This window comes from Pseudoclavibacter sp. RFBJ3, assembly GCF_002931375.1.
In the GTDB taxonomy this organism is placed as follows: Bacteria; Actinomycetota; Actinomycetes; order Actinomycetales; family Microbacteriaceae; genus Pseudoclavibacter.
In genome coordinates, this window is sequence record NZ_PSXZ01000009.1 from 285,477 (window position 1) to 300,448 (window position 14,972).

The 14,972-nt window shown below is 67.9% G+C and carries 12 protein-coding genes; 3 read left to right on the plus strand and 9 right to left on the minus strand.

Translation table 11 applies throughout. The features are described 5' to 3' along the window. Window positions 1–239 precede the first annotated feature (239 nt). The 3 genes from sucD to C5E07_RS10670 all read right to left on the minus strand — a co-directional run bounded on the left by sucD (window position 240) and on the right by C5E07_RS10670 (window position 4,951). The gene (sucD, locus tag C5E07_RS10660) at window positions 240–1,124 is read right to left on the minus strand and encodes a succinate--CoA ligase subunit alpha (protein ID WP_068479974.1); all 885 of its coding nucleotides are present in this window, start codon (window positions 1,122–1,124) and stop codon (window positions 240–242) included. A 32-nt stretch (window positions 1,125–1,156) separates the two neighbouring features. Then, window positions 1,157–2,326, minus strand: coding sequence for an ADP-forming succinate--CoA ligase subunit beta (sucC, locus tag C5E07_RS10665; protein ID WP_104299412.1), 1,170 nt, complete (start codon window positions 2,324–2,326; stop codon window positions 1,157–1,159). A gap of 165 nt (window positions 2,327–2,491) precedes the next feature. Then, window positions 2,492–4,951 (minus strand): ATP-dependent helicase, encoded by a 2,460-nt coding sequence (locus C5E07_RS10670; protein WP_104242799.1) that lies wholly within the window; start codon window positions 4,949–4,951, stop codon window positions 2,492–2,494. A 58-nt stretch (window positions 4,952–5,009) separates the two neighbouring features. Here C5E07_RS10670 and C5E07_RS10675 point away from each other — a divergent pair, with 58 nt between their 5' ends. Beyond that, window positions 5,010–5,966: an aldo/keto reductase gene (locus C5E07_RS10675; RefSeq protein WP_104299413.1), complete on the plus strand. Its 957-nt coding sequence runs from the start codon at window positions 5,010–5,012 to the stop codon at window positions 5,964–5,966. 122 nt (window positions 5,967–6,088) lie between these two features. Here C5E07_RS10675 and C5E07_RS10680 read toward each other — a convergent pair whose 3' ends face one another. Next, window positions 6,089–7,114, minus strand: coding sequence for a glycerophosphodiester phosphodiesterase family protein (locus C5E07_RS10680; RefSeq protein WP_104242592.1), 1,026 nt, complete (start codon window positions 7,112–7,114; stop codon window positions 6,089–6,091). 38 nt (window positions 7,115–7,152) lie between these two features. Here C5E07_RS10680 and C5E07_RS10685 point away from each other — a divergent pair, with 38 nt between their 5' ends. Beyond that, window positions 7,153–7,572 (plus strand): DUF3054 domain-containing protein, encoded by a 420-nt coding sequence (locus tag C5E07_RS10685; protein WP_104299414.1) that lies wholly within the window; start codon window positions 7,153–7,155, stop codon window positions 7,570–7,572. Window positions 7,573–7,680: 108 nt separating this feature from the next. Next, window positions 7,681–8,559, plus strand: coding sequence for a Bax inhibitor-1/YccA family protein (locus tag C5E07_RS10690; RefSeq protein WP_104299415.1), 879 nt, complete (start codon window positions 7,681–7,683; stop codon window positions 8,557–8,559). Between the two features lie 74 nt (window positions 8,560–8,633). Here the strand turns inward: C5E07_RS10690 and C5E07_RS10695 are convergent, their stop codons facing one another. The 5 genes from C5E07_RS10695 to C5E07_RS10715 form a co-directional block, all read right to left on the minus strand. Further along, window positions 8,634–9,524, minus strand: a complete 891-nt coding sequence (locus C5E07_RS10695) for a hypothetical protein (protein ID WP_258063882.1) — start codon at window positions 9,522–9,524, stop codon at window positions 8,634–8,636. Window positions 9,525–9,917: 393 nt separating this feature from the next. Next, a complete protein-coding gene (gene guaA, locus C5E07_RS10700) occupies window positions 9,918–11,507 on the minus strand; it encodes a glutamine-hydrolyzing GMP synthase (RefSeq protein WP_104299416.1) in 1,590 nt (529 codons plus the stop codon). Between the two features lie 55 nt (window positions 11,508–11,562). Beyond that, window positions 11,563–12,102 carry a DUF3817 domain-containing protein gene (locus tag C5E07_RS10705; protein ID WP_104299417.1) on the minus strand — a complete coding sequence of 180 codons (540 nt, stop codon included), beginning with the start codon at window positions 12,100–12,102 and terminating at the stop codon, window positions 11,563–11,565. A 5-nt stretch (window positions 12,103–12,107) separates the two neighbouring features. Continuing rightward, entirely contained in the window at window positions 12,108–13,058 is a 951-nt protein-coding gene (locus tag C5E07_RS10710) for an SURF1 family protein (RefSeq protein ID WP_104299418.1), read from the minus strand. Further along, window positions 13,058–14,902 (minus strand): glycerol-3-phosphate dehydrogenase/oxidase, encoded by a 1,845-nt coding sequence (locus tag C5E07_RS10715; RefSeq protein ID WP_104242604.1) that lies wholly within the window; start codon window positions 14,900–14,902, stop codon window positions 13,058–13,060. The genes C5E07_RS10710 and C5E07_RS10715 overlap by 1 nt, the downstream gene beginning before the upstream one ends. Window positions 14,903–14,972 lie beyond the last annotated feature (70 nt).

Genomic DNA, 14,972 nt, shown 5'->3' on the forward strand with positions numbered 1-14,972 from the left:
GGGCTTCGAGCCCGGCTGCGCGCCGGGGTGAGAGTTCTGTCGTGCTGGGGCCGACTCGGGTCGAGTCACGGGCATCCTGTCTCAGATCTCGGTACGGCGACCGCTCGGCGGTGCCAGGTTCACGTGCCCGCCGCGAGAGGGGGATCATCGCGTCGGTGAGACGAATGGGCTGCAGCCCGTGTCTCCACGGGGCTGCAGCCCACTTCGTCGTGTGCAGAGCCGTGCTCTGCGGCTGCTCGCTAGAGCGCTGCGTAGACCTCGCGGAGGAGGTTGGCGGTCTCGGTGGGCGTCGTGCCGACGCGGACGCCTGCAGCCTCGAGGGCCTCCTTCTTGGCCTGCGCGGTACCAGCGGACCCGGTGACGATCGCGCCCGCGTGTCCCATGGTCTTGCCCTCAGGGGCGGTGAAGCCGGCGACGTAGCCCACGACGGGCTTGGTCACGTGCGCCTTGATGTACTCGGCGGCACGCTCTTCGGCGTCTCCGCCGATCTCGCCGATCATGACGATCGCCTTCGTGTCGGGGTCGGCCTCGAACGCCTCGAGGGCGTCGATGTGCGTCGTGCCGATGACGGGGTCGCCGCCGATGCCGATCGCGGTCGAGATGCCGAGGTCGCGGAGCTCGTACATCATCTGGTACGTGAGCGTGCCCGACTTGGAGACGAGGCCGATGGGGCCGGCGCCCGTGATGTTCGCGGGCGTGATGCCGGCGAGCGACTTCTCCGGGGAGATGATGCCTGGGCAGTTCGGGCCGATGAGGCGCGTCTTGCCGACGCTCTGCGCGTGCGACCAGGCTTCGGAGGAGTCCTTGACCGGGATGCCCTCGGTGATCGCGACGGCAAGCGGGATCTCGGCGTCGATGGCTTCGATGATGGCGTCCTTGGCGAAGGCCGGCGGCACGAAGATGACGGTGACGTTCGCGCCGGTGGCCTCGATGGCCTCCTTCACGGTGCCGAAGATCGGGAGTTCCTTGCCCGCGAGCTCGAGCGTCTGCCCGGCCTTGCGGGGGTTGGTGCCTCCGACGATGTTGGAGCCGGCCTCGAGCATGCGCGTGGCGTGCTTCGAGCCCTCAGAGCCGGTGATGCCCTGAACGATGATCTTGGAGTTCTCGTCGAGGAAGATCGACATTGTTGTTCCTTCTCTGCTTTTCTTCGGGCGACTCAGGCGCGGGCGGCGAGTTCGGCGGCCTTGTCGGCTGCCTCGTCCATGGTGGCGACGACGGTCACGAGGGGGTGGTTCACCTCGGCGAGGATGCGACGACCCTCTTCGACGTTGTTGCCGTCGATGCGGACGACGATCTGCTTCGTGGCCGAGTCGCCGAGCGTGTTGAGCGCGCCCACGATGCCGTTGGCGACGGCGTCGCAGGAGGTGATGCCGCCGAAGACGTTCACGAAGACCGACTTGACCTGCTCGTCGCCGAGGATGACGTCGAGACCAGCGGCCATGACCTCGGCGGATGCTCCGCCTCCGATGTCGAGGAAGTTGGCGGGCTTCTGTCCGCCGTGCTTCTCGCCTGCGCCGGCGACGACGTCGAGCGTCGACATGACGAGGCCAGCGCCGTTTCCGATGATGCCGACGGAGCCGTCGAGCTTCACGTAGTTGAGGTCGTGGGCCTTCGCCTTGACCTCGAGCGGGTCGAGTCCGCCTGCTGCCTCGGCGAGCGCGACGTGGTCGGCGTGACGGAACTCGGCGTTCTCGTCGATCGTGACCTTGCCGTCGAGAGCGACGATGTCGCCGCCCTTGGTGAGGACAAGCGGGTTGACCTCGACGAGCGTCGCGTCTTCCTGGTTGTACACCTCGTAGAGTCTGACGAAGACGTCAGCGACCTTGGCGACGAGCTCTTCCGGGAAGTTCGCGGCGCGCGCGATCTCTTCGGCCTTGGCTGCGTCGATGCCGCGGATCGGGTCGACGGCCACGCGAGCGAGCGCCTCTGGCTTCTCGACGGCGAGCTGCTCGATCTCCATGCCACCCTCGACGCTCGCCATGGCGAGGTACGAGCGGTTGGCGCGGTCGAGGAGCACGGAGAAGTAGAACTCCTGGTCGATGTCCGCGCCCTGCGCGATCATGACCTTCTCGACGATGTGGCCCTTGATGTCGAGGCCCAGGATGGCCTCGGCTGCGGTGAACGCCTCGTCGGGGGTCTTGGCGAGCTTGACGCCGCCAGCCTTGCCGCGGCCTCCGACCTTGACCTGTGCCTTGACGACGGTGACGCCGCCGATCTTCTCGGCTGCGGCCTTCGCCTCCTCGGGCGTGTAGGCCACGAGTCCCTGGAGAACTGGAACACCGTGGGCGTCGAATACATCTCGCGCCTGGTACTCAAAGAGATCCACGTTTCATCCCATCCGCGACGCGTCGTCGCGTTCGTTCGCCCGAGCCTTCGGATTCTCGCGCTCGAGCCTTCAGAATTTGCAGAGCGGACCGCATCGCCGGCAGGCAGTGTGTGCCCGCCGCCCGGCAAAACACGTCCGTCGTCCAGCCTAGTGCCAGCGGGGGCCTCAGTTGCCCAGCTTCTCGATCGGAGCGAGTTTCACGAGCAGCTTCTTGCGGCCGGCGCTGTCGAAGTCGACTTCAGCGATTCGCTTCGCCTCGCTGCCGAGGATCGCGCGCACGGTGCCCTCACCGAAGTCGACGTGCGTGATGCGGTCGCCGGCGACGAGCTCCATGCCGCTGTTGTCGCGCATCTGTCCGGTGACCTCGTTGATCCACTTCTGCTTCGGCTTGGCCTTCGGGGCGGTCTCGCGACCCGCGTCGGAGTCGCGGAAGCGCACGGCGCTGGAGAAGCCCGCACTGCCGGCATCGGCGGCGCTGCGCCCGTAGCCGCCCGCGGTCCCGTACCCCTCGCTGCCGAGCGGCTTGCGAGCGGAGGCCACCGATCGCTGCTCGAAGCCGCCCCTGCCTGCGGCGGATCCCGGCGAGACCCTCCATTCGATGAGCTCGGACGGGATCTCCTGGAGGTAGCGGCTCGGCAGCGCGGCTGCCGTCTCACCGAACTGCGAGCGCATCATGGCGAGGGAGAGGTGCAGGCGCTTGCGCGCACGCGTGATGCCGACGTAGAAGAGGCGTCGCTCCTCAGCCGGACCGCCTGGCTCGTCTGCGGCGATGCGGTGGGGCAGCAGCTCCTCCTCGACTCCCGTGATGAAGACCGAGTCGTACTCGAGCCCCTTCGCGGTGTGGAGCGTCATGAGCACGACGGCCCCGGACTCGTCGATGAGGTCGTCGGCGGCTGCGACGAGGGCGACGTCGGTGAGGAAGTCGATGACGGAGCCGCCCGCGTTGTTCTTGTCGAACTCGGCGGCCACCGAGATGAGCTCCTCGACGTTCTCGGCGCGGGCCTCGTCTTGGGGGTTGCCGGTCTGCAGGAGCTTCTCGAGGTAGCCGGTGCCCTTGACGATGGTCTTCAGCGTCTGGCTCACCGTCTTGCGTCCGGTCGGCGCGTCGATGTCGAGGCCGGCGGTCGCGTCGTCGAGCAGCTTGGCGAGCTGCGCGATGGCACCCGTGACCTTCGGTCCGAGCCCGAGCTCGCCCGCGCGGCGCATGGCGTCGCGGAACGTGATGTCGTACCGGTTCGCGAAGTCCCAGATCGCGGTCTCCGTCGCCGGTCCGATCGACCGCTTCGGGGAGTTCAGGATGCGCCTCGTCGACATCTCGTCGGCCGGGTTGACGAGGGCCGTGAGGTACGCGATGAGGTCCTTGATCTCGGCGCGCTCGTAGAACTTCGTGCCGCCGACGAGGCGGTAGGGCACGGCGGAGCGGATGAAGATCTCCTCGAGCGCGCGCGTCTGCGCGTTGGTGCGGTAGAAGACGGCCATGTCGTTGTAGCTCTGGCCGGCGTCGCGGAGCTTGTGGATCTCATCCGCGACGAACTGGGCCTCGTCGTGGGCGGAGAAGCCAGTGAAGCCGACGATCTTCGCCCCCTCGCCTCCGTCGGACCACAGCTTCTTGTCGACGCGGTCGAAGTTGTTGCGGATGACCGCGTTGGCGGCCGAGAGGATGTTCTGCGTGGAGCGGTAGTTCTGCTCGAGGAGCACCACCTTCGCGTCGGAGAAGTCGCGCTCGAACTCGCTGATGTTGCGGATGTCCGCGCCGCGGAAGGCGTAGATCGACTGGTCGGAGTCGCCGACGACCGTGAGCGAGGCCCCAGGGATGCCGCCGTTCGCGTCGAGTTCCATCCGGGTGTCGTGCGGCACGTGCTGCGGCTCCACCGAGCGCGTGAGCTCACGGATGAGCGAGTACTGGGCGTGGTTCGTGTCCTGGTACTCGTCGACCAGCACGTGGCGGAACCGGCGCTGGTACTGGGCCGCGACGTCGGGGAAGGCGCGGAGCATCCACACCGTCTGCGAGATGAGGTCGTCGAAGTCGAAGGCGTTGGCGCGACGCAGCGACTGGGTGTACTGCCGGTAGATGTCGAGGAACATCGCGTCGCGCGGGTCGCTCATGTTGGCCTGGCGGGCGAAGCCGTCGACATCGGTGAGCTCGTTCTTCAGCTTCGAGATGCGCGACTGCACGCTCGACACGGTGAAGCCGAGCACGTCGGCCTCGAGGGCCTTCACGATGCGCTTGATGAGGGCCTTCGAGTCGGCCGAGTCGTAGATCGTGAAGCTCGTCGTGAAGCCGAACTTGTCGGCCTCCCGGCGCAGGATGCGCACGCAGGCCGAGTGGAACGTGGAGATCCACATGCCATCCGCTGCACCTCCCACGATGTGCTGGATGCGCTCGCGCATCTCGGCGGCGGCCTTGTTGGTGAAGGTGATCGCGAGGATCTGGCTCGGCCAGGCCTCACGGGAGGCGATGAGACCGGCGATGCGGTGGGTGAGCACCCGCGTCTTGCCGGAGCCCGCGCCCGCCACGATGAGCAGCGCGGGGCCGCGATAGGTGACGGCTTCCTTCTGTTGCGGATTGAGTCCGTCGAGGAGGTCGTTTTCAGAGGGATCGAAGACAGGTGGCAGTAGCGTCATGACTCGTTGATTGTAGGTGCGGCCACCGACATCGCGGAGGCCGCGGAAGGGAATCACCTTGACCACGCAGCTCTCCCCCGCCCGTCGCGCGCTCGGCGGGACGCTCTCCGTCTCTCCCGTCGCCCTCGGCGGCAACGTCTTCGGCTGGACGGCCGACCGCGACGAGTCGTTCGCGATCCTGGACGCCTACGTCGAGGCCGGCGGCAACTTCATCGATACCGCCGACGTCTACTCTGCCTGGGTTCCTGGCAACTCGGGCGCGGAATCCGAGACCATCATCGGCGAGTGGCTCCGCTCGCGCGGTCGCCCGGAGGATCTTGTCATCGCGACCAAGGTCGCGCAGTTCGCGAAGCGGCCGGGTCTCAGCGCCGACAACGTTCGCGCTGCCGTGGACGACAGCCTCGAGCGCCTCGGTGTCGAGCGGATCGACCTCTACTACGCGCACCGCGACGACCCGGAGACGCCCATCGCCGAGACCGCCGCCGTGTTCTCCGAGCTTGTCGACGCCGGCAAGATCACGGCCATCGGCGTCTCGAATTACTCGCCGCCTCGGCTGCGCGAGTGGCTCGCGGCGGTCGAGAACGGTCGCCTGCACCAGCCGACGGCCCTGCAGCCCGAGTACAACCTCCTCGAGCGCGACATCGAAGGCGAGCTGCTGCCGCTGGCCCGCGAGGCCGGCATCGGCGTCGTTCCGTACTTCGCGCTGGCGCACGGCTTCCTGACCGGCAAGTACCGCAGGGACGTCGAGGTCGAGTCGGCCCGCGCAAGCTCGGTCGAGCAGTACCGGAACGACCACGGCTACGCGATCGCGGATGCGGTCGCCACCATCGCGAAGAGCCACGACACCCAGCCGGGCACCGTGGCGCTCGCGTGGCTCGCCGCTCAGCCCGGCGTCGTGGCGCCGATCGCAAGCGCGCGCACGGCCGCGCAGCTGCCGCTCATCACCGACGCATTCACGCTCAAGCTCAGCGACGACGAGCTGAAGACGCTCGACAGGGTCTCCGCGAAGGCCTGACTCCCGACCCGAGCGCCAGAGAGGTGTGAGAGATGCAGGCTCCCCGCACCGGGAGCCTGCATCTCTCGCACCTCTGTCGTCTGGCACCTCTGTCGCCTGGCGCTTCTCTCGTCTGGGCTGCCTCACCGAGTCGGGTGGAGTTCGTCGATCAGCGCCCGGACACGACCGGGCGCATCCGCGAAGACCCCATCGACGCCGGTCCGCAGGATGCCGCGCCAGTAGGCCTCCGGTCTGCCCGCGAGCGCGGGAGGCAGGAAGTGGTCCTCTGGCCGCAGCGTCCACGTGAACACCCGCAGGTCCCTCGCGTGGGCGCGGCCGACCAGGCTCAGCCCCGCCTCCGGATGCACCGCGCCTGCCTCATCCGCGATCCCGAGCAGCAGGTGGCTCGGGCTGATGCCGTCCGCCCACTCCGCGACCGCATCCAGCCCCCGGTCGGTGAGATCGCTCGCGTAGTCGAGAGCCACAGCGCCGTCTCGGACCCGCCGGTCGTCGGGAACGCCCTCGCTGTCGATGAGATAGACGAGGGATGCCCCCTCGGCCACGCCGCGTCGCCGCACCTCGCGCAGCACCTCCCCTTCGAAGCTCTCGAGCACGAGGGCGTCGAGCACGGGCGAGCCCCAGAGACCGGCGAGCTCCCTGTCGAGGAGCTCGACGAGGTCGAAGCCGAGCGCACGGAACCAGCTCGCGTGCTTGAGCTCGATCACGAGGCGAGGCCGCTGGCCCGCGTTCGTCCGCCGCTCGGCGAGGAGCTCGACGAGCTCGCGGAGCCGGAGCATCGGCAGCTGCCCGTCGAACGCGGTGTTCGCAGGGCGGAGGCCCGGGATTCGCTCCACAGCGTTCAGCGTGCGCAGCTGCTCCCACGTGTAGTCGTGGGCGAACCAGTCGGTGACCGTGCCGTCCGGCGTCCACGCTCGCCGAGCGGGGCCGAACTCGGCGGCTCTTGCCCCGATGTCGGTGCTCTCGCCGAGCAGGGGCTCATGCCGCACGAGGAGCACCCCGTCGCGGGTCGGGACCACATCCGGCTCCAGCGCGTCGGCCCCCTGCCGCAGGGCCAGGAGGTAGCCGTCGATGGTGTGCTCAGGGAGATGGGCTGGAGCCCCTCTGTGGCCGATGAGGAGGGGCGAGGTCTGGTGAATGGGCGCGTTCACGCGCGCAGTATGTCGTACCCCGGCGTACCGTTGGTGTCATGCGGCGTACTCGTTCGATCTATCGCGCTGGCGGCGGCTACGCGATCCCACTCATCGTGGATCTCCTGCTCGTCGTGGTCTTCGCGGTCATCGGGCGCATGAGTCACTCCGAGGGGCTGTCCCTGGCCGGCATCGTGACCACGGGCTGGCCGTTTGTGCTCGCGCTCCTGGTCGGCTGGGTGCTCGTGACGCTGTTCAGGTGGAGGCCGTGGCGTCCGCTCCCGTCCGGAGCGTTCATCTGGGTCGTCACCGTCGGTGGCGGCATGCTGCTTCGCCTCCTCGTCGGAGACACGGCGGAGACGGCGTTCGTCGTGGTCGCATCGATCGTGCTCGGCGCGTTCCTGCTGCTTCCGCGCATCCTCCTCGGCACCGGCCGGGATGCACGCGCGAGCGCACCTCGCTCGCCGAGTGTCCGCTGACGGCGCACAGCTCCAGGCTGGATTCACGAACTCTTTCGCTAGAATCCCGGCAACCCCGTCTACGGCGGGCATCTTGACCTTCGAGACAGAACGGACTCACGGACAGCCATGGCGAATTCCGCGCTAGAACGCAACCCTTACTTCAACGGGGAGGCACGCAGGCAGCACGGCCAACAGTTCGGCCAGGCGCCCACCGCTCCCCAATTCGGGAGGGCGCAGTCCGCGCCGACACACGGTCAGCAGCCTCCCGCGCCCCTCACGGCAGAGCAGCTGAACGCGCAGTTCCAGGCACCCCCTGCGAGCCCCGACCAGATGGACCGGATGTCCTACGAGGACACCATCGCCAAGACCGCGGGCCTCTTCGGCATCGTGCTCGTCGCGGCAGCGGTCGCGTGGTTCGTCCCCATGCTGATGATCATCGGCGCCATCGGCGCCCTGGTGCTCTCGCTGGTGCTGGCGTTCCAGCGCGAGCCGAAGACCGGCCTCATCTTCGCCTTCGCGGCGGCTGAGGGCCTCCTGGTCGGCGGGCTCTCCTCGATCCTCGAGCAGCTGTACCCGGGCATCGCCATGCAGGCCGTCCTCGCGACGTTCTCCGTGGTCGCCGTGACGCTCGTGCTGTTCCGCTTCGGCAAGGTCCGCACCTCGCCCCGTATGACGAAGATCGTGCTCGTCGCCATGCTCGGCTACGCGCTCTTCTCGCTCATCAACTTCGGCATGATGATGTTCGGCTTCCAGAGCGCTGCCGGCCCCTGGGGCATGCGCTCCATGGAGGTCTTCGGCATCCCGCTCGGCGTCATCCTCGGCATCTTCGCTGTCCTCATGGGCGCGTACATGCTGGTCATGGACTTCGAGCTCATCAAGAACGGCGTCGAAGGCAGAGCTCCCCGCAAGTACGGCTGGATCGGTGCCTACAGCCTCGTCTCGACCGTCGTCTTCATCTACGTCGAGATCATCCGCGTCCTCGCGATCCTGCGCGGCAACAACTAGCGCAGCACGTCGTCGAAACACAGAATGGCCGCTCCTTCCGGAGCGGCCATTCTGTCGTTCGGGCGGGCTTGCGGCTACCGCCGCGCAGGCAGCGTCCGGTCGTCGATCCCCGCTTCCGGGTCGATGTCGAGGAGGTAGAGCTCGTCCTCGGAGACGAGACGATTGCGCACGGCGTAGTCGACGAGGCGAGCGCGCCGGTTGGTCGCGTAAGAGCGTGCCCCTCCCCGGAGCCCCTCGACGCCGACGCGGTCGAGCTTCTCGCAGACATTGTCGAGCTTGCGGTTGAAGGCGGTGACGGTCCAGCCGAGCCGCTCAGCTGCTCGGGCGCTCGTGGGGATGTCGCCGAGCCCCTTCTCACCTCGAAGCAGCACCGATTCGCAGAGGGCGAGGAGCAGGAGCCGCTGCGCGGGCGTCAGCGCGATGTGGCTGGCCTCGCGTCCTGGAGCCTCCACCGTGGAGCCGGAGCCTGCGGGAAGGTCCATGTAGACAGGTGAGACCGCGTGGATCTTCACCTCGTAGTGGCGCTCGCCCGCCGAGAAGTGGATGCTCGTGCGCTCGAAGACGACCGGGATCCGCCCGCCAGGGAGGAGCCTGGCCTGCACTCGCCCAGAGCCGTCGACGACGCTGAGCGTCATCCTCGTGCCGATGTTGGCCACGAACCAGAGCCCGTCCTTCGCGGAGATGCGGAGGAGCTTGCGGTGCAGGAACGGGTTGGCGTCGAGCCGGATGTCGGCGTCGCGACCGATCTCGATGTGCTCCCCGGGCATGACGGAGACCCACTGACCCTGGTACTCGACGGAGACACCGTGATCGGGATTCACCTCTGCGAGCTGATTCGCGGCGTCCTGGAGGAGCGCGTGGTCCACGAGGTGGCCGGACGGCAGCTCCTCTCGTGGCAGGGACGGGAGCACGCCCGTCTCTGCCGGTACCTGGGGGTGCGGATCGGTGGGGAATCGTGGCGCCATGTCGCGAACTCTCTGAACTGAAGGGGAACTTGCCAGTCGTGAATTACCCCAACCATGCCACTACCCAACGACCTTGGCCAGCAACATCTTTCGCCGTGGAGTGTGCCTTTTCACGAGCGTGGAGCCGAAAAATCCCGATTCGAAAATCCGGAATCGACCACCGAAAAACCGAAAACCTTTCGTCTACTCCGTTTTTGACCTCTACTACCAGGCATTTATGTCCGGGCACAATTGCCCGGAGGTTTTCACCCCGCGTATCGCCCTCGGAGGGTCACCATCGTGGGCTCGACGAACGCCGCCACAAAAGTGCGCAGATCTCTCACCAGATGGCACAAAATGAACGAACGGGGATGCACATGGTGCATCCCCGTCCGCCTCAGCCCTCGTCGAGAGCTACTCCCACTCGATGGTCCCCGGCGGCTTCGACGTCACGTCGAGCACAACCCGGTTCACGTCGTCGACCTCGTTCGTGATGCGGTTCGAGATGCGGGCCAGCAGGTCGTACGGCAGGCGGGTCCAGTCGGCCGTCATGGCGTCCTCGCTCGACACGGGACGCAGCACGATCGGGTGGCCGTAGGTGCGCCCATCACCCTGCACGCCCACCGAGCGGACATCGGCGAGCAGGACGACCGGGCACTGCCAGATCTCCGTGTCGAGCCCCGCGGCCGTCAGCTCCTGACGCACGATCGCGTCGGCTTCGCGGAGCAGGTCGAGCCGCTCCTGGGTGACCTCGCCGATGATCCTGATGCCGAGGCCAGGGCCGGGGAATGGCTGACGTGCGACGATCGGCTCGGGAACACCGAGCTCGCGGCCGACCGCACGCACCTCGTCCTTGAACAGCGTGCGCAGCGGCTCGACGAGCTCGAACTGCATGTCCTCGGGGAGACCGCCGACGTTGTGGTGGCTCTTGATGTTCGCGGTTCCGGTGCCGCCGCCCGACTCGACCACGTCGGGGTACAGGGTTCCCTGGACGAGGAAGCGGATGCGCTCCCCCGATTCCTGGGCCTCCTTGATGAGGTCGACCTCTGCCTGCTCGAAGCTGCGGATGAACTCACGCCCGATGGCCTTGCGCTTCACCTCGGGATCCGTGATGCCCGCGAGCGCCGTGAGGAACTGCTCTCGCGCATCCACGGTCACGAGGCGCACGCCGATCGCATCGACGAAGTCCTCCTCGACCTGGCGGCGCTCGTCCTGACGGAGAAGGCCGTGGTCGACGAAGACGCACGTGAGCTGGCTGCCGACGGCCTTGTACACGAGGGCGGCTGCGACTGCCGAGTCGACACCGCCGGACAGTCCGCAGATGACCTTGGCGTCGCCGACCTGCTCGCGGATGCGCGCGACCTGCTCGTCGATGACCGAGGCGGGCGTCCAGTCGCTCGGGATGCCAGCCGCACGGTGCAGGAATCCCTCGATGAGTGCCTGGCCGTGCTCAGAGTGCAGCACCTCGGGGTGCCATTGCACGCCGTAGAGCCCTCGCTCGGTGTTCTGGAAGGCCGCGACAGGCGTGTCCTCGGTCGTCGCGAGCACCGTGAAGCCCTCGGGGGCGCGCGCCACCGAGTCACCGTGGCTCATCCAGACGGTCTGGTCGCCCGGCTGGCCGTCGAGGAGCGTCGAAGCTCCGGCCTCGAGCTTGACCGCCGTCGAGCCGTACTCGCGACGGCCAGTCTTCGCGACCTCGCCGCCGAGCTGCGTCGCCATGACCTGGAATCCGTAGCAGATGCCCAGCGTCGGAACGCCGAGCTCGAGGATGCCGGAGTCGAGGGAGGGCGCCTCCTCCGCGTACACGCTGGAGGGGCCGCCGGAGAGGATGATGCCGACGGGGTTCTTCTCGGCGACCTCTTCTGCCGAGATCGTGTGCGGCACGATCTCCGAGTAGACGCTCGCCTCGCGGACACGCCGCGCGATGAGCTGCGCGTACTGCGCGCCGAAATCGACGACGAGCACTGGGCGCTGGTCTGTGGCCTGCTGGTCGGTGGTTGCCATGGACACCTTTCGGGTGGTGCGGAGAGAACTCGGTGCGACTGCGGTGGTGTGGGGGCTACTTCGTGCGGCGCTGGTGCTCGGCGAGCGACTGCTGCACATCGGCGTCGAGCTGTTCGCGTTCTGCCTCGCTCAGGCTCGCCTCGAACGCACGCAGCTGCTGCTCCTCGCCGGCTTCGGCGAGTCGCTGCTCTTCGCGGAGCACGAGGTCGCGCTTCGCCCGGCGCGACATGAACCACTCCGTGATGAACGACAGGAACGGGACGATGCCGCCGGCAGCCATGGCGATCAGCCACACGATGGGCCAGCGCATCTGCTGCCACAGCACATACGAGGCGATGAGGTACACGACGTAGAACCAGCCGTGGACGATGAGCACCCAGAGGCTCAGGTTGAGCGCCGTCGTCGTGTCCTCCTGGACCAGCGCGATGACCCCGAACGGGCCGAACGCCTCGACCTCGAGGTGGAAGACGTACTTGAGGAACATCTCGACGCACAGCAGCAGGAGGAGGATGCCGGTCACGTAGGCCGTCACCTGATAGAAGCGGAGCGCCCGTCGGAAACCGGGGTTGGCAGTCAGAAGGGCGTCGTGAGGCATGACCTCTAGTCTAGGCGAACGGCCTCGCGCTTCGTTCGCTCGTCCAGCATGGCCTTCAGCCGGTCGCGCTTGAGCTGCTCGGCCAGCACACTGGGAGCCTCGGCGGCCTCACGTCGCTCCTTCTCGTATTCGTCGCGAGCGAGGCGCCACCACATGAAGATCGCGAACCCCGCGAAGAGCACCCACTCGATGGCGTAGAAGATGTTCAGCCAGTTCAGCTGCGGGGCCTCGAGCGCCTGCGGCGTGATCGCGTCGAGCGGGGCGGCACTCGCGGACTCCCCGAGGACAGCCTGCATCGACGCCTCGTCGAGGCTCACGTAGATGCCGTAGTTCTGGGCCGCCGGTTCCACCCAGCGGTTGATGAGGTGCGTCGGGGCCATGGAGATGAGCGCCTGCGCGTCTTCGCCGCGATTCACCTGCGGCGCCTGGCCGTACTCGAGTCTGCCGGAGAGCGGAAGCTCTGCGCCTCGCCCCGAGCCCTGCAGCGCCGTGACGAGCTCTCGAGCGGAGGCCTCGTCCTCGGTCCACCCGAGCGCGACGGCGAGACCCGGTGCGACAGCGGCATCCGAGGATGCGCCGGCCCCGTCGTCGGTGACGGCGACGTGCCCGATCACCCAGTAGCCGAGCAGTTCGCCCTGGAGACGATCGGCGACGACATCGAAGTCGCGCGCGTCCACAGCGCCCTCGAACGTCACCTGACGCCCGACGGCGGCATCGGCCACGCGCTTCTGGGGCTGAGCTAGCTCACCGAGGCCGACGGGAGGCTGCGTGGCCTCCTCGGCGACGGTGCGCCCATGCTCCAGCGACAGGAACGCGGACTCCAGCTGCCAGCGCCCGAGCCACGCGAAGATCGACGCGACGACGAGGGCGAGCGCAAGGACACCCAGCCACTTGGGGCGTACAAGCACTCGACCCATCGACGGCGGCGCGGCCTGGGCGCGGACAGCTGCGGACATTACGACTTCTGAGCGTCCTTCGACTCCGCCTTGACGGTTGCCGCCTCGACGTCGACGGTCTCGTCGACCTCGATCATCGGCAGCGACGGGGCCGTGCCGAACGGCGTGTTGTCGCCGGCGTGACCCAGCACGGAGTCGATGTCAGGCGCCTCGAGGCGGATGCGGTCCGCCGACTCGTCGTCGGGCTGCTCCTGGCTCGCGAGCTCCGCTGCGACGCGCTCGACGTAGGTGTCGATCTCGCGCTGCGTGCGCTCCTCGTCCCAGCCGAGAGCTTCCGCCATGAGCCGCGCGGCGACGGGCGCGGCCGAGATGCCGCGGTCCCACGCCTCGATCGAGATGCGCGTGCGTCGCGCGAGCACGTCGTCGAGGTGCAGGGCACCCTCGTGCGTCGCGGCGTACGTGATCTCCGCCTGCAGGTAGTCGTCGGCACCCGGCATCGGCTCGGCCAGCTGCGGGTTCTGGCGGATGAGGTCGAGGATCTCGTCCGTCAGGGTTCCGTAGCGGTTGAGGAGATGCTCGATGCGCACGCGGTGGAGGCCGAAGGCGCGGGCGATCTTGCCGCGGCGGTTCCAGGCGGCCTTGTAGCCGACGGCGCCGAGCAGCGGGATGTCCTTCGTCGTGGAGGCGGGGATCTTGCCGTCGAGGGCGTCGGCCGCGGCGTCGATGGCGTCCTGCGCCATGATGCGGTAGGTCGTGTACTTGCCGCCGGCGATGAGCACGAGGCCCGGCACCGAGTGCGCCACCATGTGCTCGCGCGAGAGCTTCGACGTCTCCTCCGACTCGCCGGAGAGCAGCGGGCGGAGCCCGGCGTACACGCCCTCGACATCGGCACGCGTGAGCTTCACCGCGAGGACCTCGTTGACGTGCTCGAGGATGTAGTCGATATCGGCGGCCGTCGCCGCCGGGTGCGCCTTGTCGAGCTTCCAGTCGGTGTCGGTCGTGCCGATGATCCAGTGACGGCCGTTCGGGATGACGAAGAGCACGCTCTTCTCCGTGCGCAGCAGGAGCCCTGACGCGGACTGGAACCGGTCGCGTGGGACGACGAGGTGCACGCCCTTGGACGCGCGGACGCGGAACGACGCGCGCTCGCCGACCATCTTGTTCGTGTCATCGGTCCACACGCCGGTCGCGTTGACGACCTGCTTGGCGCGGATCTCGAACCGCTCGCCGGTCTCGAGGTCGACGACCTGCGCGCCGACGACGCGCTGTCCGACCTTCAGGAAGCCCTCGACGCGCACTCGCGGAGCGACGTGCGCCCCGTAGAACGATGCGGTGCGGGCGAGAACGGCGACGAAGCGAGCGTCGTCGACGCCGGCGTCGTAGTACGTGAGACCGCCGGAGAAGGCGTTCTTGGAGAGCCCAGGCGACATCTTCGCGACCTGGCCGCGGGTGTAGTGGCGGTGCATCGGCACACCGGGACGCACCTCGCCGGTCTTCGCGAAGAGGTCGTACATGAGCATCCCGGCCCCGATGTAGAACCGCTCGAGCGGGTTCTTCAGCGGGTAGAGGAAGCGGATGGGCTTGACCAGGTGCGGCGCGAGGCGCTGCAGCAGCAGCCCGCGCTCGAGGAGCGCCTCGCGCACGAGCCCGAAGTCCATCTGCTCGAGGTAGCGGATGCCACCGTGGATGAGCTTCGACGAGCGGCTGGACGTGCCGGACGCGAAGTCCCGCGCCTCGACCATGCCGACGCTCAGGCCGCGCGTGACGGCGTCGAGCGCCGCACCTGCGCCGACCACGCCGCCACCGACGACGAGCACGTCGAGGTTCTTGGTCTTGAGGGACTCGATAGCCGCCGCGCGTTCCTGGGGGCCGAGCTTGTCGCTTCGAGAGACGCTGTTCGCCATAACCTGCTCCTCGTTCTCAGTTGCTGCTTGTGGGGGAAGTCTGGACGCTCAACCTTCGGCCAAGCCGTCA